The following is a 17,724-nucleotide window of genomic DNA, read 5'->3' as shown; positions in this document are numbered from 1 at the left end:
CAATATGTCTGAACAAATACGAAAAAAAATGGTTTTTGATGAACAAATGATTCTGCTGTTTGAAGGGAATATGAGAAGAATTTTCTCCATGACAATTACTCCTTCCACTTACAGAGAAATTCAGAATAGTATTTTAAATTGCGTCAATCAAAACAAAGATCTTGGAAATTTTTTTTTTGAAACTCTTTTGACAGGACAGATCAAAGTTTCAATTCCCAATGAAAAACATTATGAAATTCTAGAAGATGTGATCAAACATTTTACTATTCCTGCTCGTCTTGCAAAAGAGGTTTATGAACGTGGAGAATTTGTCAATATTATTACTTCTGATGTGATCAAACAAGACCAAGCTCCTATCCTTTTAAATAGAGTCCGTAGAATTGATGGAAAAGAATTTGTATTCATGTCCAATGTCCAGAATACTGTTGAGCTTATCCAACATTTTGTTCATCGTCTATGTGAAATGAGCCATCAAGAAAAAAATAAAGAGATTTTATGCAAATATAAAAAAGAAATTGAAACGATTACTGAATCTCTAAAACAATGTACTTTATAAAAACAACGAAAGAAACCTAATTTAAAAAATAAATTTAAATTATACTTTTTCTACTATTCTATTCTTCAATAGTATATATTTTTTCGTAAATCATATGTGCCAAGTTCAGTTAGCTTTTGGGTTGCCATGCTATGATGATCCTAGGGTGAAAGAGACAACATATTCTCTTTCTTTTAGGATCACCATGATTGTTCTAGCTGTTATCTCAGTAATTGCTGGTATGGGACTATTTAAAATCCCTTTGGGAATGCCTGGAGAAATTTTATTGTCTATCACAGGTGGTCTATTATTCATTACAGGACTCTTGATAAAATGCGTCTCAACTAGAAAAAATCATCTCGAAAAGCTCGATTGTGAAAAAAAAACAAAATCTCTGAATAAGAATAGCGAAAGTCGAGAGAGAGAGTCCCATAATCAATCTTACTTATCCAATGTAGACATTTTCTCCCACTTAGTTTCGCTATCTGAAGATTTTCCTAATAAAATCTCTCTGATTGACTACGAATTGAATGAAAAAATATTGAACGATATGCATAAAACAGTAGAGGAGGGTTTTACTATTAAATCTTTGTTAAATAAGATCAATTCTCAGTTAGATCCATCTAATCCTCTTGATGTCCCGATCTTTATTTTATTAAAAAATCACTGGGTATTGGTTTACTTCGACAAAAAACATCGCTCTTTTGAATATTATGATAGCAAAGGAAAATACGGAAAATTTCATGAAATTATAGAGAGAGAACTCATCGGCTTTATGGACACTACTTTTAAAATATCATGTACTTTTACCCCTAAAATTACTTGGGAGTTACAGAAAGATGGATATCAATGTGGTCCATGGACACTATACTTCTTAGAACAAAAATTATCTAATTCCCAATTCGAGGTGAATGCATTACGCAGAAAAAATCAAGGTGAGATCTCCTCTTTGATTAGACAATATAGACAAAAGATAGAAGATGTATTAGCTCAAATCGAAGATAATAAAAACAAAACAATAGAGGATTACCAAAAAGTCTATGCAAGTGAAGAAGAAGGATACAAAGCATTTGAAAACAAGTGGCGAGAGCTCTCAAGGATAGAAGGGTATCGTCATCTAATTCATAATAAATTTCCAAATCCAAAATTCTCATCTACTTAAAAGATATACATCTCTATAGAAAAACCATTATTCTCTATTCCACCCCTAATTCTTTATTTTTGTATTTTCTTATAAGATCTCGATATTTAGCTGCTTCTTCAAAGCGAAACTTTTTCGTTGCTTGATGCATGAGTTTTTCATAATTCTGGATTTTCTTTTCAAGATCTTGAACATTAAAATAGCGTTTTTTCTTTTTATGCAAATCGTTTGAGGATTCTGCTTGTGATTTTGAGAGATCTTTAGGGAAACTCATTTCATTCGCAAAATTGCGTTTAATAGTTTGAGGAATAATGTCATGCGCTTGATTATATGCCATTTGACGCTTACGACGTTCCTGAGTAATTTCAAGGGTCTTTCTGATCGCTTCAGTTAATCTATCCGCATACATGATGACTCGTCCTTTTGCATTACGCGCAGCTCTTCCACAGGTCTGGATGAGCGCGGTTTGGCTACGTAAAAATCCTTGCTTGTCAGCATCAAGTATTGCTACAAGAGAAACCTCTGGAAGATCGAGTCCTTCTCGCAGGAGATTAATCCCGACCAGTACATCAAAAACACCTATGCGTAAATCATGCAAAATTTGGACACGTTCAAGGGTGTCAATCTCAGAATGGAGATATTTTGCTTTTACCTTTAGATTGAGGAGATATTTCGTGAGATCTTCAGAAAGACGTTTTGTCAATGTCGTCACGAGAATTCTTTCTCCTTTCTCTTGATGAAGACGAATCTCTTCCAAAATATCATCTACTTGTCCAGTGGCAGCTCTCACTTCAATTTCTGGATCTAAAAGGCCTGTAGGACGAATAATTTGTTCGCAACACTCTCCTCCAGCTTCATTAAGCTCCCACTCCCCTGGAGTCGCAGAAACATAAATCACTTGATTGATCCTTTCATAAGTTTCTTGAAATTTTAAAGGACGGTTATCATAAGCAGAGGGAAGGCGAAATCCAAAATCAATCAGAGTTTTTTTTCTGCTTCTATCTCCATGATACATCGCATGAAGTTGAGGGATCGTTTGGTGAGATTCATCGATAAACAAAAGATAATCATCTCCAAAGTAATCGAGTAAACAAGAGGGGGGATCCCCTGGATTTCTGCCTGAAAAATGGCGAGAGTAATTTTCTACCCCTTTGCAAAAACCTACTTCCTTAATCATCTCCAAATCATAGAGGGTACGCTGACGAATTCTTGCTTGTTCCACTACCTTCTCTTGCAATCCAAAGTAGGTGATTCTTTCCTGAAGTTCTTGCTGAATTGTTTCAACAGCACGTAAGCGCACAGCCTCCGGCATGACATAATGGGAACCAGGATAAATGGTCAAATTTTCCAATCTTTTCGATATTCTACCCGTTACAGGGTCTATCTCACTGATCTTCTCAAGAAGATCATCAAAAAATTCCATACGATAGGCACAGTTTTCCTCATAAGCCGGATAAATTTCTAATACGTCACCACGTAATCGAAAAATCCCACGAAAAAAATCGGTATCATTACGCTTATATTGCATCTCAACCAGTTGGATTAAAAGAGCATTTTGATTCCATTTTTCTCCTACTTGTAAATGCAGTTTCATCTCTGCATAATGTTCTGGCATCCCAAGACCATAGATACAAGAGACAGAAGCCACAATCAAAACATCTTTTCTTTCTAGCAATGAACGGGTCGCTGAAAGGCGCATCTTGTCAATCGTATCATTGATTGAAAGATCCTTTTCAATGTAAGTATCGGTACGGGGAAGATAAGCTTCAGGTTGATAATAATCATAATAAGAAACGAAATACTCGACAGCATTATCTGGAAAAAATTTTTTGAATTCCTGATATAGTTGAGCAGCAAGTGTTTTGTTATGAGCTAAAACTAAAGAGGGTTTTTGGACTTTTTCGATGATGTTAGCCATCGTATAAGTTTTCCCTGATCCAGTCACTCCTAAAAGGACTTGTGCAGGTTTTCCCTTTAAAACCCCTTCGGTCAGTTTGTGAATTGTATCTGGTTGATCACCACAAGGGAGAAAATCCTTTTTGAGTTTAAACATTCCTGGCAATTCTTGAAATTTTATTCCAGTACCCTTTCAATCCCATCGCACTTTGCATCTCTTTAAGGGTCTCTTTAGCTATCTCACGCATTTTTAAGGTTCCTTGATAGATAATCTTTTCTACGATCCCTTTTTGATTTTCATAGACTTCGCGTCTTGCACGTATTGGAGAGAGAAGTCTGTCTAGTTCTTCCATAAGACGCTCTTTAATTTCAAGATCACCAATTTTGCCAGCTCGATAACGCGCTTTAAAATCACTGACTTCATCTTTATGGGGATTAAATGCATCATGAAATAGAAACAGGGGATTCCCTTCGACTTTACCAGCAATGTGTGTGTGAATTCGATTCGTATCAGTAAAGATGTTACGTACTTTTTTCTCAATTTCTAAACGAGAATCAGAAAGAAAAATCGCATTCCCAGCTGATTTACTCATTTTGCCCTTGCCATCAGTTCCAATGAGAGTAGAAGTTTCACTGAGAAGGACTTCAGGCTGCGGAAAGACTTCACCATAATAATTATTAAAACGCCGAGCTATATCTCGCGCCAATTCAATATGGGCTTCATTATCTTTCCCGACAGGCACAAGATGAGCACGTGGGAGTAAAATATCCGCGCTTTGTAAAATGGGATAACCAATTAATCCAAAAGAGATCCTTTCATCAGGAATATCTGCATGACGTGCCATCTCCTTTATGCTCGGTAACCCTGTCAGTCGATTCAAAGAAACGAGCATCTCAAAAATGAGATTCATCTCATACACTTCAGGAATAGCCGACTGAAGATAAATCGTCGATTTCTCAGGATCAATCCCACAACTTAACCAATCAAGGACCACTTCTCGAATGTCAGATCTCATTTTTATAATATCGTTTTTGAGTGGCTTCGTTGTTAAGGTATGTAGATCAGCAATTAAAAAATAACAGTCATACTTCTCCTGCAAAGCTAACCGATTCTGAATAGAACCAACCCAGTGCCCTAAATGGAGTTTTCCAGTTGGACGATCTCCTGTGACAATCCGTTTTTTCATGAAAAAATCTCGACTGATAATAAGAAAATCGCTAGGAAAATTGTCACTGTGAGCAGTTTTTTCCCACCAAAAACTTTAAATTTGAATTCTAAAAATTTTTCATCATTTCTATAACGCTGAAACCATGCCATGAGAATGGGAAGAATTCCAAGAAGAATGATGACAAAAAACCCCGCATAATTTAGTGCAGCAATAAAGCCTTGAGGATAAAAAAAGGTAAATAGAAGCGGAGGAACAAAGGTAAGAAGAATTAAACATAATTTTCCTATATGCGTCTTTTTAATTTTTAAGCCATCGGCTAAAAAATCCAAAAGACTCAGACCCACTCCAAGAAGAGAAGTGATGATCGCAAAAAAAGCAAATGCATGGACAAATAGACTAAAAAATGGATGATGTACCACCAATTCTAATAATAATGAAACCGGCATCTCTTTCTGAGCTGCCCCCAACAAACCATTTTCCCCTTCTACAGGAATCAAACCCATCACAAGAAATTGCCAAATTAAATAAACAATAAAAGCGATCAAACTCCCAATGAAAATAGACCATTTCAGACGTTTACTATCATGCTCTAAATAGGTGGTCAAAGTGGGAAGAATGATGTGATACCCAAAAGTGGTCACTAAGACAGAAATAGAAGGGAGAAGGAAATTCCAGTTGATATGATTTAACATCTTTAAATCAATGTATTTCCATCCAAAACTGATCAAACCAAGATAGGTAATCATTAAAACTGCCATTAAAATTCGATTTAGAATATCGACGACTTCTGTACCAAAGTAGAGGAAAATGCCAAAAATACAAAATATTGCGACAGGCCAAATATAATGGGGCAGTTCAATGAAGAAGCTCTCTTGGAAAAGGGTAGAAATAATCTGGCTACATCCTACCATATAAGCTGCAGTAAGAGAATAAAGTAGTAATAGATAAGTCATCCAAGCGAGGATTTCACCCGGCTTGCCTAGAGTTTGATGAGCCATTGAAATAAGATTACTTTCTCCTTTTAAAGATAAATTGACCTCAAGCAGATAGAATGCCGTTAACATCATAAAAAGCCAAATGAGAGTCATAATCACCAAAGAAGGCACAAAACCCGCTAAACCCGTAGTGATAGGTAAAGCCAGCATTCCTGCTCCAATCGTCGTCCCCGCAACAAGAAAAATCGCCCCCATCATACGGTTATTTTTAGTGATCATCGTAGACCTCAATAGAATCAGAAACAGAAGAGGAGGTCATTTGAGTAAATAATTGAATAAAAAAAATACTCATTCCAATCAACATGATCAATCCAAGCAGCAACCGCCCCAACGGGAGGATATGAACCATATTTTTTCTCCATCTATAACGTAAGACCCAGACCATGATTACGGGTAAAAAACCAAAAAGAATGACGGCAGAAAATCCACCTCCAAAATTGAGAGCTTTGATAAAAATTCCTGGATAAGCATAAGCCAAAATGAAAGGAGGAATGAGGGTAAGCAAAACTAGAGCACACCGTCCTAAACCCACCTTTGGAATTTTTAGACCATCTGCTAAAAAATCGACCAAACTTAAAGACTGAGCAAGAAAAGAGGTAATGATGGCAAATAAGGCAAATCCCTGTGCAATATAATTTATCCAGGATATTCCAACAACAGCACGTAAAGTTTGAGTGGCTGCCTCTCCTTGATTTAAAGCATGGAGCCATCCTGTACGTCCTTCTAAAGGCACAATTCCTAGCATGACAGTTTCCCATAAAAGATAAATGATTAAAGGAATTGCACTCCCAACTAATACCGTGATTCTCAGTCGTTTTCGATCTCCTTTCATGTAAATCGCAAGAGAAGGAATCATGTTATGAAAACCAAAAGAAATAATTAAAACAGGAAGAGAAGGCAAGGCATATTTCCACTGTTTTAAAGATAAATAATCTGGATGAATGTAAAAACTGCCAAAGAGAATCAAAATCAAATAAGTCAGAATAAGACCGATCATCAAAAATCGATTAAAATAATCCACACGACGTGCCCCACTATATAAGACAAGAGTAAAAATAATAGTTAATAGACACCCACCTCCCCAAACTGGGAGATTAAGATTGAAAAAATCGATTGTCAATCCGTGTAAAATCGAACCACTTGCTGCAATATAGGCAATACTTAAGGAATAGAAAAGAAAAAGAAAGAGAACCCAGCAGAGGATTTTACCGACCTTACCTAAAGTTCTTTCTGCGATGGAAATTAAGCTGCAGTCATAACCAACCGCGAGATTAGCTTCTAAAAGAAGAAAACCGGTGGCGGTCATGAAAAGCCAAGCTAAAAGAAAAAGTAAAATCGAGGGAACAAAACCCGCAATCCCTGTAATCACAGGAATAGCCAACATTCCTGCTCCAATACAACTACCAGAAATCAGAAGAATACCTCCAAAAACACTGCCTTCTTGAATATGGAAATTCGCTAATTTAACCATCTGTAATCCTTTAAAAATATGAGAAGAAAATAGAAAAGATTTTAAGAAGAAATCCGCCAAAAAAAGCGGATGACATAGGCATTGGTTTTCATGAAATTTATAATATCGAGATGAGATTTTTCCTTCTACCAAAAATCTTGATCTCTATCGATGGAAATCAAAAATGAGTGGCTACGACTTTTGGAAATAGATCTTTTAAAAGAGCATTGAGGATTTACCATATAGATCTTTAGTAAATAATTCTAAAATCTTCAAATTTTTTTACTGCTTCTTTATAACTCGTTTCTATGGATTTAATTTGAGGGGCGCCCTTATGTTGTTTCAAATCTTGAAGAAATAATTCCAACGACTTCTGAGACCCCTGAGCACAAATTTCTACTGTGCCATCCGAAAGATTTCTCGTTATGCCTCTTAAAAGATATTTCTCAGCATAATGTAAAATTAACCTACGAAATCCAACACCTTGTACCCTGCCATGAACAATGCTATGTAATTCTTTCATTGGTCAAACAAGCAAATTAACTTATATGCCTCATCTAAAGATGAAGCTTGACTCACTGCCTTGCGCAAATAGCGAACATTAGGCGCATCTTTAAGATACCAACCAGAGATCTTTCGAATGGTAATAAGAGCATTTCGTGGATCTTTATGCTCTCGTAAGTAATGGATATGGTCCAAAAGCGCTTGTCGATAATCTAGATAGGAGCGGTCAATAGGGGGATCACCTTTGATTAAATGACGAATATCTTCTACAATCCATGGTTGTCCCATGGTTCCTCGGGAAACTAAAATCCCATCACAATGAGTTTCTTTTAACATGCGTATAGCTGCATCCGCATTAAATATATCCCCATTACCGATCACCTTGATCTTTTTAGCTACTGCCTTCGATGATTTGATATGAGTCCAATTTGCTCCTCCTCGATAGGCTTGAGCTCGAGTTCGTCCATGGATAAAAATTGCGCGAGCTCCTGCCTCTTCAACAATTTGAGTGATGAGAGGAGCATTAATGCTTTTCTCGTCCCAACCCGCTCTTATCTTGACTGTAACAGGAATTTTTACAGCTGCTACCATATGAGAAATCGCTTCCCCAATCCGCTCTGGATCTTTGAGCATTGCAGAACCACTACCATCTTTTGTCACCTTGTCAACAGGACAACCGCAGTTCAGATCCACAACATCAAATCCTAAATCTTCAATAATTTTAGCACATAGTCCTGCCAATTTTGGTTGACTCCCACAAATTTGTCCTCCAATCGGACGCATAGACTCATTGTAGTTCAACATTTGATAAGTATTTGGACAATTACGTAACATGGGTTCCATTTTTACCATCTCGCAAAACATCAATCCTGGGCGATAGCGAGCAGACATCTGACGAAAAGAATAATCTGAACAACCTGCCAACGGAGCATAAGTAATTTGAGGGAAAGGAGTGATCTCTTGCATAAGGACATTATCGAAGTATTTTAAATACTATCGCCTCTATAATTTGAAGCACAAAAAAAGCAATCATTGGGCTAATATCAAGTGGACCAAAGGGTGGAAGAATTTTCCGAAAAACATTTAGATAAGGATCGGTATAAAAAGCAATAAAATACATAAATCGATTTTGAGATAAGTTAGGAAACCACGAGCCAAAAACCCGTATCAATAGCATGAACGTATAAGAGGTAAAAAGAATATTTAAAGTATATAAAAGCATTTTTAATTACAAAAAAAGCATCATTTTACATAAATTTTCTTATTCTTTTCCAGTTGAATCATCCGACTCATTAGTTTATAATTTTTACAAAAACAATACAATTTATTTGACTTAGTATGGGTTCTTTTTTTCCTTCTGCGCCTATCTATTTTGGCATCGATCTCCATAAGGAGACGGTTCGTCTTGCAAAGTTAAAGAAAAAAAAAGCCGCATGGGAATTGATGAGTCTCACCACTCATCAATATTCCGAAGATTTTATTTCTCTTTTGGATGAAGGTACGACTATTTCTCTTCTTCCTTCAAAAGGAGTCCTTGTGCGTGGTTCTGAGATCCAAGTAGAGAAAGATAAAGATATTCAAGCAGCGATTCCTTTCCAACTAGAACCTCTTTTACCTTACTCTATCGATCAAGCTATCATTCGATTTCAAAAGATAAAAAAGAAATCTCATGCCACCCTTTTGACTCATTTTTCTGTGCGAAAAGACCATCTTGAAGAACATCTAAAAGCTCTTCACACAAAAAATATCGTACCACAAGTCGTCACTTGCGTGCCTTATGCACTCGCTGCTTTAACAAGACTTTTTACAGAAAGTAGTGCAATCAATTTTCTTGTTTATGAAGGAGAAGAAGAAACAACATGTATCTTAGTAGATCAAGGAAAACTTTTAGCTGCTCGTGCTTTCAAAAAAACTCAGCATCTTGGGAATGAGGTTCAGAAGACAGTGTTAAGTTTTGCTTCATCACATAAAACGAAAAAAATCGATACCATTTTTTTATTGGGTAGACATCCTGAGCAAATTGAAGCGGCTACAGGGAAAATGGTCAAATGCCCCTCTCTCTTAGCTTCAAATGTATCAAATGAAGATTTAAGAGAATATGGGCTTGCTATTGGGGGAGCGATTGCGGGCTATGAAATCAATTTCATCGAGGAAAAGCGCTCTTACCCCTACCAATGGTCACGTTTTAAGAAACCACTGATCACTTCTATCACCCTATTAGGGATTCTGCTAGGAACTCTACTGAGTTTTGCCAAAATCTCTCTGAATCAAGAAAAAAAACGAATAGAAGAGAGTGTTGTATCTTTACTCCAAGCTGAAGGAAAAAATATTCTAACAGAACAACTATTAGACGCTGATGACTATTTATTCACCCTCGAAAAAATAGAAAAAACCATCAACTCTCGTCCTAACACCTATCCCATGCTTCCAAACATTCCTAATGTAAGCGAATTATTAGCTTGGCTTGCTAAACAACCCTCAATCGCAATAGATTCTATCCAATATTCTATGATCAAACGTCCTGATTTTTCTCGAAAAGATGAGCGATATAAAGTCAGGGTGGAAATAGAATTTTTCTCGAAAAGTACTGAAACCACTGATGCTTTTCACAATGCTCTTCTCTCTGCTCAAAATGTTATTGACCCCAAAGAAGCTGTGGAATGGTCTAATTCCAAAGGAAAGTACAAGACTAGTTTTTATTTAAAAGACAAAACTCAATATAACTCATGAAAAAACTGCATCACGCAATCTCTCCCTTTCGGTTTCTTTTTTATCTCCTTCTATCGGTGGTCTTGACGCTTTTTGTTATTGGTTATTCTTATATAAAAGAGAAAAAAAAATGGAGTTTAGTTGCAAAGAGAATACAAACTATCCAATCTTTATCTATAGAGAAAAGAGACAAACAGTCTATTAACAATGCAGTTCGAAAAAAGTATAGCCATACTGATCATAACTACTTGAGCAATCACCTAGAGTCGATAGATTTTCTCAAAAAAGAGCGTCTAGCACTGATAAATCTTCTCAAAAATCCCTCTTTTACAGGAAATAAAATGGCAGAAAAACGCTATGCTTTTTTAATGGGAGAAGCCAACTGTTTACGTTTCGTTGAGAAATCCCCCCATTCAGGTGATCATATGCAAGAAACAACATTGATGCAAGCTCACACTGTAGAAGTCGATATTGAGGATCTTCACAATATTCTAGTCTGTTTAGAGGGCGATCAAAGAGAAAAACCACAAATTATTATTACAGACTTTGAATTAAATAAGAAAACTCAATTGGAGGGGAATCAGATTTTTGAACTTAACTTAAAACTATTAAAAAGGGAGTTTTTTGAATGAATCAATACATCTTTGTATTTCTCTTGTCTACCCTTTTTCTTTTTAATGGCTGTCTACTCCCTTTTAAAAAGGAGTTCGAACCTGAGATGATCACCAGTATGAATATTATTGATCGAAATGGGATGTCTGAAACAATTAGTTCGAAAGATCGCTTAAGTACATTTGATAAAACAAATTTTCTTACCCCTCAGCCTTATCAAAAAGTACTTCGTGTCTATGGAAGAAAAAAGAATGGAAATATTCATTCTTATCTTACTAGCTACCATCCTAATGGACAACCTAAACAATATCTTGAAGCAATCAATAATCGAGCTTATGGAAGCTATCAAGAATGGTTTCCTAATGGTCAAATGAAAATTGATGCCAAGGTGATTGGTGGAATCGCTGATCTCGATACCAGTGCTGAACAAAGTTGGTTATTTGAAGGGTTAAATCGCGTATGGAATGAAGAAGGGATTTTAATCGCTCAAATTCCCTATAACAAAGGAGAATTAGAAGGAGAGGTTATTTACTATCATGACAACAGCTTAGTTTGGAAAATTACCCCTTATGACAAAGGATTTTTACAAGGGACCCAAAAGATTTATCTTGATAATGGTAGGCTTTTTCAAACTATTGATTACAACCACGGAGAAAAAGAAGGGGAAGCGATTCGTTACTGGAATAATGGGGAACAGGCCTATCATGAACAGTATAAAAAAGATTTGCTGATGGAAGGAGATTATTTAAATCCATGTGGCAGCAAAATTTCTGAAATTAGAAAAGGTGAAGGATGGCGGGCAGTTTTTGGAAAAGAAAGTTTACAAGAATTGCAAGAATTTCAAAATGGAATTCAAGAGGGTGCTATTCATGTGTTTGATGAAGAAGAAAAACTGATCCGGATTTACCATCTAGAAAATGGACTCAAGCAGGGAGAAGAGGTAGACTACTTCCCTAATACTAACCAAACCAAATTGTTGCTAACCTGGCATTGCGGAGTCCTTCAAGGTCCCGTCAAAACATGGTATGAGAATGGGCAAAATGAAAGCCAACGTGAAATGAGTGGAAACAGAAAAAATGGCCTGCTTACAGCTTGGTACCGCAATGGGAATCTCATGCTTGTTGAAGAATACAGCAATGACAAACTTATAAAAGGAGAATACTATCGTCTAGGAGAGAATATCCCTCTTTCTAAGGTCGAAAAAGGTCATGGGACTGCAACTCTTTTTAATCCGGAGGGAATATTTTTAAACAAGATTGATTACCAAGATGGAATCCCTGTTAATTAAAAATTCTCTACGTAAATTCTTAAAAACCATACGAAAAACGCTACCTCCTCAAAGGCAGGAGGAAGCTGCTCAAGCTCTAAAAGATCATCTACTTCCTCTACTCACCCCTTATCATTCGGTACTATCTTTCTGGAGTCTTTGCTCTGAAATTAATACCTCACACATAAATCAGTGTTTAGCAGTCAATGGTCAACTCTTATTACCCAAAGTTGAAGATCAATCTCTTACAATATATAGAATAGAAGATATTGAACAGCAATTATATAGGGGAAAATTTGGGATTCATGAACCTATCCCTGAGAAATGTGAACAAGTCAAAGAGGTAGAAATTGCATTAATCCCGGCTTTGGGTTTTGATTTTCAAAATAATAGAATTGGTTATGGGAAAGGATACTATGACCGTTTCCTTAGTTCTATGAATTGCCTATCTATTGGAGTGGGTTTTAAAGAACAAATGATTCCTTCAATCCCTATTGAAAACCAAGATATTCCTCTAAGTCAGATAGAACTTTTCTAATCAAACCCCTCAGTGAAACACTTCTTTTAATTAAAAGAAATTTCTTTATTCATTCGATTTGAAAATAGATTTTTTATTACCAGAGAAATCGATCTACTATATATCTCGTACCTTTGGTATCATTCAGTAAAAATAGGAACAGATGATTGATTCTATTATCATGGAGATGAACTATGGATTCTTCTGAGCGTAAAAAGGCACTCGAATCAGCAGTAGCATATATAGAAAAACAGTTTGGTGAAGGTTCGATTATGACCCTTGGCAAACACTCAACAAAAAAAACCATTTCTTGTATCCGCACAGGGGCTTTAACTCTCGATATTGCTTTAGGAATTGGGGGGGTTCCACGAGGAAGAATCATTGAAATTTATGGACCAGAATCTTCAGGAAAATCCACACTTGCAACTCATATTGTTGCGAATGCACAAAAAAATGGTGGTTTGTGTGCCTATATTGATGCCGAACATGCTCTTGACCCTTCCTATGCTACAAGAATTGGTGTCAATGTCAATGAACTGATGATTTCTCAACCAGACTGTGGAGAAGATGCCTTAAACATTGCTGAAATGCTAGCTCGATCAGGGGCAGTCGATTTGATTGTGATTGACTCTGTAGCTGCCTTAGTACCCAAAAGTGAACTTGAGGGAGAAATGGGCGATTCTCATATTGGATTACAAGCGCGTATGATGTCTCAAGCCCTAAGAAAATTAACAGCCACTCTTTCCAGATCGAATACATGTGCAATATTCATCAATCAAATCCGAGAAAAAATTGGAGTGATGTTTGGGAATCCTGAAACCACCACTGGAGGACGTGCCCTGAAATTTTACTCCTCTATGCGACTAGAGATTCGTCGTATTGGGGGGATCAAAGGAAGTGAAACTAGTGGAGGAAATGATATTGGAAATCGAGCTAGAATCAAAGTTGCTAAGAATAAATTAGCTCCTCCTTTCCGCGTCGCTGAATTTGATATTCTTTTTAATGAAGGCATTTCTTCCGAAGGGAGTGTGCTTGATTTAGGAGTGGAAAAAGGCATCGTAGAAAAGAAAGGGGCATGGTATAGCTATGGAAATCGCCGCCTTGGCCAAGGACGTGAGGCTGCACGCGATGAATTCAAGAAAAATCCTGCACTGTGTCAAGAAATTGAAGACAAAGTCCTCCTTGCTTATGGCATGAGCTTCAATCAAGATTCAGCAAAAGTAGGAGAAGATTTAAATCGAAAAAAAGAAGCAGCGGGTGTTGTAGCTAATTGATTTTCAATTAATGCACTTAGAGATAAAAGTTTAGATGTGTTAAAAGTGAGCTTCTGCAATACCTCTTGAAAATGAGAAAGCTCATCAGTCAGCAGGTAAGCTGCTTTTTCAAAACCAATCAAGCTGGGGATTTTTTTATTTTCTTTATCCTCAAAAAGATCGACAAAATCATCGCTGATTTGAAATGCACGTCCAAAATGACACGCAGCTTGTTTTACCCATTTTAGAAGAGATAGATCACCTCCTCCAAAAATCCAACCTAATACAAACGCAATTTCGAAAAGAGTTCCTGTTTTTTTATCAATCACATCCAAAATAACTGCTTCAGTCCATTGAGAAGGAAATAAGTCAGCATACTGTCCACCAGTTGCCCCTAAAATCCCTGTATTAAAAGCGACGTTTTCAATAGCAATAGAAATTAAAGAGGGATTGTTTAGTTTCTCCCCATTCAGACGAATCCGGTCATATCCAGCAGAAATGAGACTATAGGTAGCTAGAATAGCTGTGCTTTCTCCATAAACTTTGTGGAGAGAAGGTAACTCACGACGCTGATCATCATTATCCATGCATGGAAGATCGTCTGCGATCAAAGAGGCAGTATGAAAATATTCTACAGCTAAAGCAGAATCTGTGACATCAATCTTACAGTCAATCATCTCTGAGATCATGTGAACAATGGCTGGACGTAAACGCTTTCCACCATTTTTAAAGGCATATTCGATCGCATCTCTGAGAATAGTTTTAGGACCAAAAGAATTAATGCTTTTATAGAGATTGCCATCAATCTGCTCTTGATAATCTGCTAGAATATTCATACTCTTCTTCATGAGAATGAATTTTATCATTTTTAGAGTGTTTTGACGATACAATTTTCAGGAAATTCTACTAGATAAAAATGTGGATGGATGGAAAATGCTTTTCGGCTCTATTAATACCCCTGGTCTTGTCACTGCATTACAACCAGTTTGAGATCCATCTCCCAAAATAGCACCTAATTTTCTCAGTCCACTATCCACTTTTTTCTCTCCATCTTTAATAAAGATATTTTTTTTATCAAAACGAAGATTAGCCAATTTAGTTCCTGCTCCGAGATTGACTCTATTACCTAGGATAGAATCTCCCACATAAGCAAAATGGCCTGCTTTAGCTCCATTCAAAAAAATAGAATGTTTTACTTCAGTCCCATGACCAATGAGACAATCATTGCCAGTAATGACTCCTCCACGGAGATAAGCACCGTGGCGAATCACACAATTTTCCCCAATAATACATGGACCTTTAATATAGGCGCCAGATTCAACAATCGTGCCCTTGCCGATTACAATCTGTTCAGGATCAGGTAAAAATACTCCAGGTTCTACCACTCCTGAGATTTTACCTAAACAATAAGAGAGAAGATAATCAGAAATTCTTGTGATAGCCATCCAAACAGGTGTTTTATGATGGAATAGTAGGGGGTGGGCAAAATCAGAAAGATTGAAGAAACTGGGAGAGGAGTAGAAAGACATGAGCTTAATTTATATAAATATTCACAAATTGTAGAAAAGAAGAATCTATATCTAATTTACTCTTCTTCTTAGAAGATAGTGGAATTGTTTATTCATGCTCTTGGATGCTAGAGAGATCTTTTGTGTCGATAAGCTGTTTATGTCTTGTATATATCCTCTGACTTATCGACATCAAGAGAATATGAACAAGGCTATTAACAAAGGATTTGATAATGTATGAACAAAATATTTCTTAAGGAAAGAGAAGAAATCTGGGTGAGAGGATTTGAACCTCTGCCCCCTTGCACCCCATGCAAGTGCGCTACCAAGCTGCGCTACACCCAGGAGGATTATATAGCAGTAAGCCCTTCAAACTTAAAGTCACTGTTTTGAAATTCCTTGACTCCTATACGGGCACAGGCTTCAATAATATTTTCTAATGGATCTCCAGAATCAACGTCAGCTGCCTCTAAATTGACAGCAATAACTGCTGTAAAAGTCGTTCCATTACGAACTCCTTTAACTTTAAAATTGGCAAAAATCCCCTCTTTTGTTTTAGAGATATTTTTAAATCGAACAAGATTATTCTCTTTTAGATTTTCCATGGGAATAATTTACCATTTTGACTTATAGCTGACAATAGGATAGGGTATTTTTTATGAAAGCTCCGCCACAAATGGAAATCAGTTGGATAGAAGCTCTACAAGAGGAATGGAAAAAAGAATATATGAAAGAGCTTGCAGATTTTCTTGCTCTAGAAAGAGCCTCCGGAGTTTCAGTCTATCCTGAACCTAAAAATGTTTTTAAAGCTTTTTCCTACACTCCTTTTGAAAAGGTGCAGGTCGTAATTGTTGGACAAGATCCCTATCATGGTCCTGGTCAAGCCCATGGGTTAAGTTTTAGTGTCCCTGATCAAACTCCTATTCCTCCTTCTTTAAAAAATATCTTTAAGGAAATGCAAGGAGATCTTGGTATCCTGCCTCCCAATCATGGAAATTTGACTAGATGGGCGAAGCAGGGTATTTTACTGTTAAATACCATCCTAACCGTACGTGCCCACCAGCCCCATTCTCATCATGGAAAAAATTGGGAAAAATTTACCGATGCTGTGATACAAAAACTCAGTGATCGGTCAGATTCTGTGATCTTTGTCTTATGGGGACGATCAGCTCAAACCAAGTGCCAGAAACTGGCAGCCCATCATTATATTTTAACAGCCTCTCATCCTTCTCCTTATTCAGCAGATAGAGGATTTTTTGGATGTCGCCACTTTTCAAAAATTAACGAACTGCTTAAAAAACAAAATAAACCCCCTATTAATTGGTCATTGTTATGAATCAAGAGATTTCCCCTCTTTCTGGCAGATTAACTTCTAAACCTTGCGCTTCGATAGGCAAAACAAATATCGATAAGGCAGAAGAGCTCGAAGCTTCACAAGCTTCAAGAGAATTGGAAGCATTTAAACTAGAAATAGAAAAACATGATCATGCCTTTTCTCTAGTTAACGAAATTCGTCAATCTCTTGAAAAGGCACTGAAAAATCTTTCAGGTGACTAGACTTCTTGGATTGTGTAATAGTTTGTCCAGCGTTAATGTGATTTTTTCGAGAGCTTTTGCACGATGAGAAATTTGATTCTTTAACACTTCTCCCAACTCAGCAAATGTTTGATGATAGTCGTGTTTGATAAAAACAGGATCATACCCAAATCCATTCCCTCCTCTTGCTTGTTTAGCAATCATCCCCTCACAGTATCCCGTTTCCACTTTGCAAAAATCTCTATCCGGAGAGACTAGAACGATACAACACTCAAAATAAGCAAACCGATCTTCTCCATCTAATCGTTCCATCTCTTTTAAAAGCTTATTGCAATTTTCCTTATCACTTCCTCCCTCCCTTGAGTAGCGAGATGAATAAATCCCTGGCATTCCTCCAAGGGTAGGGACGATGAGTCCTGAATCATCAGCAAGTGCCCATTTTCCCAACTTTTTTGCTACATCTTCTCCCTTTAAATAGGCATTCTCTTCAAAAGTCTTCCCTGTTTCGGGAGGAGAGTGGTAATCAGAAAAATCTAAAACAGAATAGATATCCAATCCTTGCAGAGATTTTAAGAAAGCTCGAATTTCTCGGATCTTATGTCCATTTCGTGTCGCTAGAACTAAATCCACTG

At 36.8% G+C, this 17,724-nt stretch carries 19 protein-coding genes and 1 tRNA gene; 9 read left to right on the top strand and 11 right to left on the bottom strand.

The features are described from left to right. Positions 1-4: 4 nt before the first annotated feature. Together R3E91_03490 and R3E91_03485 are read left to right on the top strand one after the other, a co-directional pair. Entirely contained in the window at positions 5-556 is a 552-nt protein-coding gene (locus R3E91_03490; protein ID MEZ5315258.1) for a DUF5414 family protein, read from the top strand. Between the two features lie 145 nt (positions 557-701). After that, entirely contained in the window at positions 702-1,697 is a 996-nt protein-coding gene (locus R3E91_03485) for a Ulp1 family isopeptidase (protein MEZ5315257.1), read from the top strand. Positions 1,698-1,731: 34 nt separating this feature from the next. Here the strand turns inward: R3E91_03485 and uvrB are convergent, their stop codons facing one another. The 6 genes from uvrB to dusB all read right to left on the bottom strand — a co-directional run bounded on the left by uvrB (position 1,732) and on the right by dusB (position 8,656). Then, entirely contained in the window at positions 1,732-3,729 is a 1,998-nt protein-coding gene (gene uvrB, locus R3E91_03480) for an excinuclease ABC subunit UvrB (protein ID MEZ5315256.1), read from the bottom strand. Further along, the gene (gene trpS / locus R3E91_03475) at positions 3,722-4,759 is read right to left on the bottom strand and encodes a tryptophan--tRNA ligase (GenBank protein ID MEZ5315255.1); all 1,038 of its coding nucleotides are present in this window, start codon (positions 4,757-4,759) and stop codon (positions 3,722-3,724) included. Before trpS ends, uvrB begins: the two co-directional genes overlap by 8 nt. After that, on the bottom strand, positions 4,756-5,955 hold the full coding sequence (locus R3E91_03470; protein ID MEZ5315254.1) for an aromatic amino acid transport family protein: 1,200 nt from the start codon (positions 5,953-5,955) through the stop codon (positions 4,756-4,758). Before R3E91_03470 ends, trpS begins: the two co-directional genes overlap by 4 nt. Further along, positions 5,945-7,207: an aromatic amino acid transport family protein gene (locus tag R3E91_03465; GenBank protein MEZ5315253.1), complete on the bottom strand. Its 1,263-nt coding sequence runs from the start codon at positions 7,205-7,207 to the stop codon at positions 5,945-5,947. Before R3E91_03465 ends, R3E91_03470 begins: the two co-directional genes overlap by 11 nt. A 229-nt stretch (positions 7,208-7,436) precedes the next feature. Continuing rightward, positions 7,437-7,709 (bottom strand): acylphosphatase, encoded by a 273-nt coding sequence (locus tag R3E91_03460; protein MEZ5315252.1) that lies wholly within the window; start codon positions 7,707-7,709, stop codon positions 7,437-7,439. Next, positions 7,706-8,656, bottom strand: a complete 951-nt coding sequence (gene dusB / locus R3E91_03455) for a tRNA dihydrouridine synthase DusB (protein MEZ5315251.1) — start codon at positions 8,654-8,656, stop codon at positions 7,706-7,708. The genes R3E91_03460 and dusB overlap by 4 nt, the downstream gene beginning before the upstream one ends. 372 nt (positions 8,657-9,028) lie before the next feature. Between dusB and R3E91_03450 the strand changes: the two genes are divergently transcribed. From R3E91_03450 to recA, 5 genes are all read left to right on the top strand, one after another. After that, complete coding sequence (locus tag R3E91_03450) at positions 9,029-10,420, top strand: hypothetical protein (protein MEZ5315250.1); 1,392 nt, start codon at positions 9,029-9,031, stop codon at positions 10,418-10,420. After that, a complete protein-coding gene (locus tag R3E91_03445) occupies positions 10,417-11,031 on the top strand; it encodes a hypothetical protein (GenBank protein ID MEZ5315249.1) in 615 nt (204 codons plus the stop codon). The genes R3E91_03450 and R3E91_03445 overlap by 4 nt, the downstream gene beginning before the upstream one ends. After that, positions 11,028-12,299: a hypothetical protein gene (locus R3E91_03440; GenBank protein ID MEZ5315248.1), complete on the top strand. Its 1,272-nt coding sequence runs from the start codon at positions 11,028-11,030 to the stop codon at positions 12,297-12,299. Before R3E91_03445 ends, R3E91_03440 begins: the two co-directional genes overlap by 4 nt. Continuing rightward, a complete protein-coding gene (locus R3E91_03435; GenBank protein ID MEZ5315247.1) occupies positions 12,280-12,816 on the top strand; it encodes a 5-formyltetrahydrofolate cyclo-ligase in 537 nt (178 codons plus the stop codon). The genes R3E91_03440 and R3E91_03435 overlap by 20 nt, the downstream gene beginning before the upstream one ends. Before the next feature lie 173 nt (positions 12,817-12,989). Continuing rightward, positions 12,990-14,069 (top strand): recombinase RecA, encoded by a 1,080-nt coding sequence (gene recA, locus R3E91_03430; protein ID MEZ5315246.1) that lies wholly within the window; start codon positions 12,990-12,992, stop codon positions 14,067-14,069. On the opposite strand, the gene R3E91_03425 is transcribed toward recA, so the two are convergent. From R3E91_03425 to R3E91_03410, 4 genes are all read right to left on the bottom strand, one after another. Further along, the gene (locus R3E91_03425; protein ID MEZ5315245.1) at positions 14,000-14,884 is read right to left on the bottom strand and encodes a polyprenyl synthetase family protein; all 885 of its coding nucleotides are present in this window, start codon (positions 14,882-14,884) and stop codon (positions 14,000-14,002) included. The genes recA and R3E91_03425 overlap by 70 nt on opposite strands. Positions 14,885-14,941: 57 nt before the next feature. Beyond that, positions 14,942-15,493 (bottom strand): LpxA family transferase, encoded by a 552-nt coding sequence (locus R3E91_03420; GenBank protein ID MEZ5315244.1) that lies wholly within the window; start codon positions 15,491-15,493, stop codon positions 14,942-14,944. A 334-nt stretch (positions 15,494-15,827) separates the two neighbouring features. Next, positions 15,828-15,901: transfer RNA gene (locus R3E91_03415), tRNA-Pro, on the bottom strand. 5 nt (positions 15,902-15,906) lie between these two features. Further along, positions 15,907-16,161 carry a hypothetical protein gene (locus R3E91_03410; protein ID MEZ5315243.1) on the bottom strand — a complete coding sequence of 85 codons (255 nt, stop codon included), beginning with the start codon at positions 16,159-16,161 and terminating at the stop codon, positions 15,907-15,909. A gap of 53 nt (positions 16,162-16,214) precedes the next feature. Between R3E91_03410 and ung the strand changes: the two genes are divergently transcribed. Together ung and R3E91_03400 are read left to right on the top strand one after the other, a co-directional pair. Beyond that, positions 16,215-16,892, top strand: a complete 678-nt coding sequence (gene ung, locus R3E91_03405; GenBank protein ID MEZ5315242.1) for a uracil-DNA glycosylase — start codon at positions 16,215-16,217, stop codon at positions 16,890-16,892. Then, positions 16,889-17,113 (top strand): hypothetical protein, encoded by a 225-nt coding sequence (locus R3E91_03400; GenBank protein MEZ5315241.1) that lies wholly within the window; start codon positions 16,889-16,891, stop codon positions 17,111-17,113. Before ung ends, R3E91_03400 begins: the two co-directional genes overlap by 4 nt. Here the strand turns inward: R3E91_03400 and rdgB are convergent. Then, positions 17,102-17,722: an RdgB/HAM1 family non-canonical purine NTP pyrophosphatase gene (rdgB, locus tag R3E91_03395; protein MEZ5315240.1), complete on the bottom strand. Its 621-nt coding sequence runs from the start codon at positions 17,720-17,722 to the stop codon at positions 17,102-17,104. The genes R3E91_03400 and rdgB overlap by 12 nt on opposite strands. Positions 17,723-17,724 lie beyond the last annotated feature (2 nt).

The sequence above is a fragment of the Chlamydiales bacterium genome (assembly GCA_041395025.1).
GTDB lineage: Bacteria > Chlamydiota > Chlamydiia > Chlamydiales > JAAKFR01 > JAJACP01.
Note: the sequence above shows the minus strand (reverse complement) of the source record. Positions and strands in the feature narration are given on the sequence as shown.

Coding starts and splice junctions, on each gene's coding strand:
- dusB (MEZ5315251.1), bottom strand. CDS start 8,656: ATGCAAGAGATCACTCCTTTCCCTCAAATTACTTATGCTCCGTTGGCA.
- R3E91_03440 (MEZ5315248.1), top strand. CDS start 11,028: ATGAATCAATACATCTTTGTATTTCTCTTGTCTACCCTTTTTCTTTTT.
- R3E91_03420 (MEZ5315244.1), bottom strand. CDS start 15,493: ATGGCTATCACAAGAATTTCTGATTATCTTCTCTCTTATTGTTTAGGT.
- R3E91_03470 (MEZ5315254.1), bottom strand. CDS start 5,955: ATGATCACTAAAAATAACCGTATGATGGGGGCGATTTTTCTTGTTGCG.
- R3E91_03445 (MEZ5315249.1), top strand. CDS start 10,417: ATGAAAAAACTGCATCACGCAATCTCTCCCTTTCGGTTTCTTTTTTAT.
- uvrB (MEZ5315256.1), bottom strand. CDS start 3,729: ATGTTTAAACTCAAAAAGGATTTTCTCCCTTGTGGTGATCAACCAGAT.
- ung (MEZ5315242.1), top strand. CDS start 16,215: ATGAAAGCTCCGCCACAAATGGAAATCAGTTGGATAGAAGCTCTACAA.
- trpS (MEZ5315255.1), bottom strand. CDS start 4,759: ATGAAAAAACGGATTGTCACAGGAGATCGTCCAACTGGAAAACTCCAT.
- R3E91_03465 (MEZ5315253.1), bottom strand. CDS start 7,207: ATGGTTAAATTAGCGAATTTCCATATTCAAGAAGGCAGTGTTTTTGGA.
- R3E91_03450 (MEZ5315250.1), top strand. CDS start 9,029: ATGGGTTCTTTTTTTCCTTCTGCGCCTATCTATTTTGGCATCGATCTC.
- R3E91_03460 (MEZ5315252.1), bottom strand. CDS start 7,709: ATGAAAGAATTACATAGCATTGTTCATGGCAGGGTACAAGGTGTTGGA.
- R3E91_03435 (MEZ5315247.1), top strand. CDS start 12,280: ATGGAATCCCTGTTAATTAAAAATTCTCTACGTAAATTCTTAAAAACC.
- R3E91_03490 (MEZ5315258.1), top strand. CDS start 5: ATGTCTGAACAAATACGAAAAAAAATGGTTTTTGATGAACAAATGATT.
- R3E91_03425 (MEZ5315245.1), bottom strand. CDS start 14,884: ATGAATATTCTAGCAGATTATCAAGAGCAGATTGATGGCAATCTCTAT.
- recA (MEZ5315246.1), top strand. CDS start 12,990: ATGGATTCTTCTGAGCGTAAAAAGGCACTCGAATCAGCAGTAGCATAT.
- R3E91_03400 (MEZ5315241.1), top strand. CDS start 16,889: ATGAATCAAGAGATTTCCCCTCTTTCTGGCAGATTAACTTCTAAACCT.
- R3E91_03410 (MEZ5315243.1), bottom strand. CDS start 16,161: ATGGAAAATCTAAAAGAGAATAATCTTGTTCGATTTAAAAATATCTCT.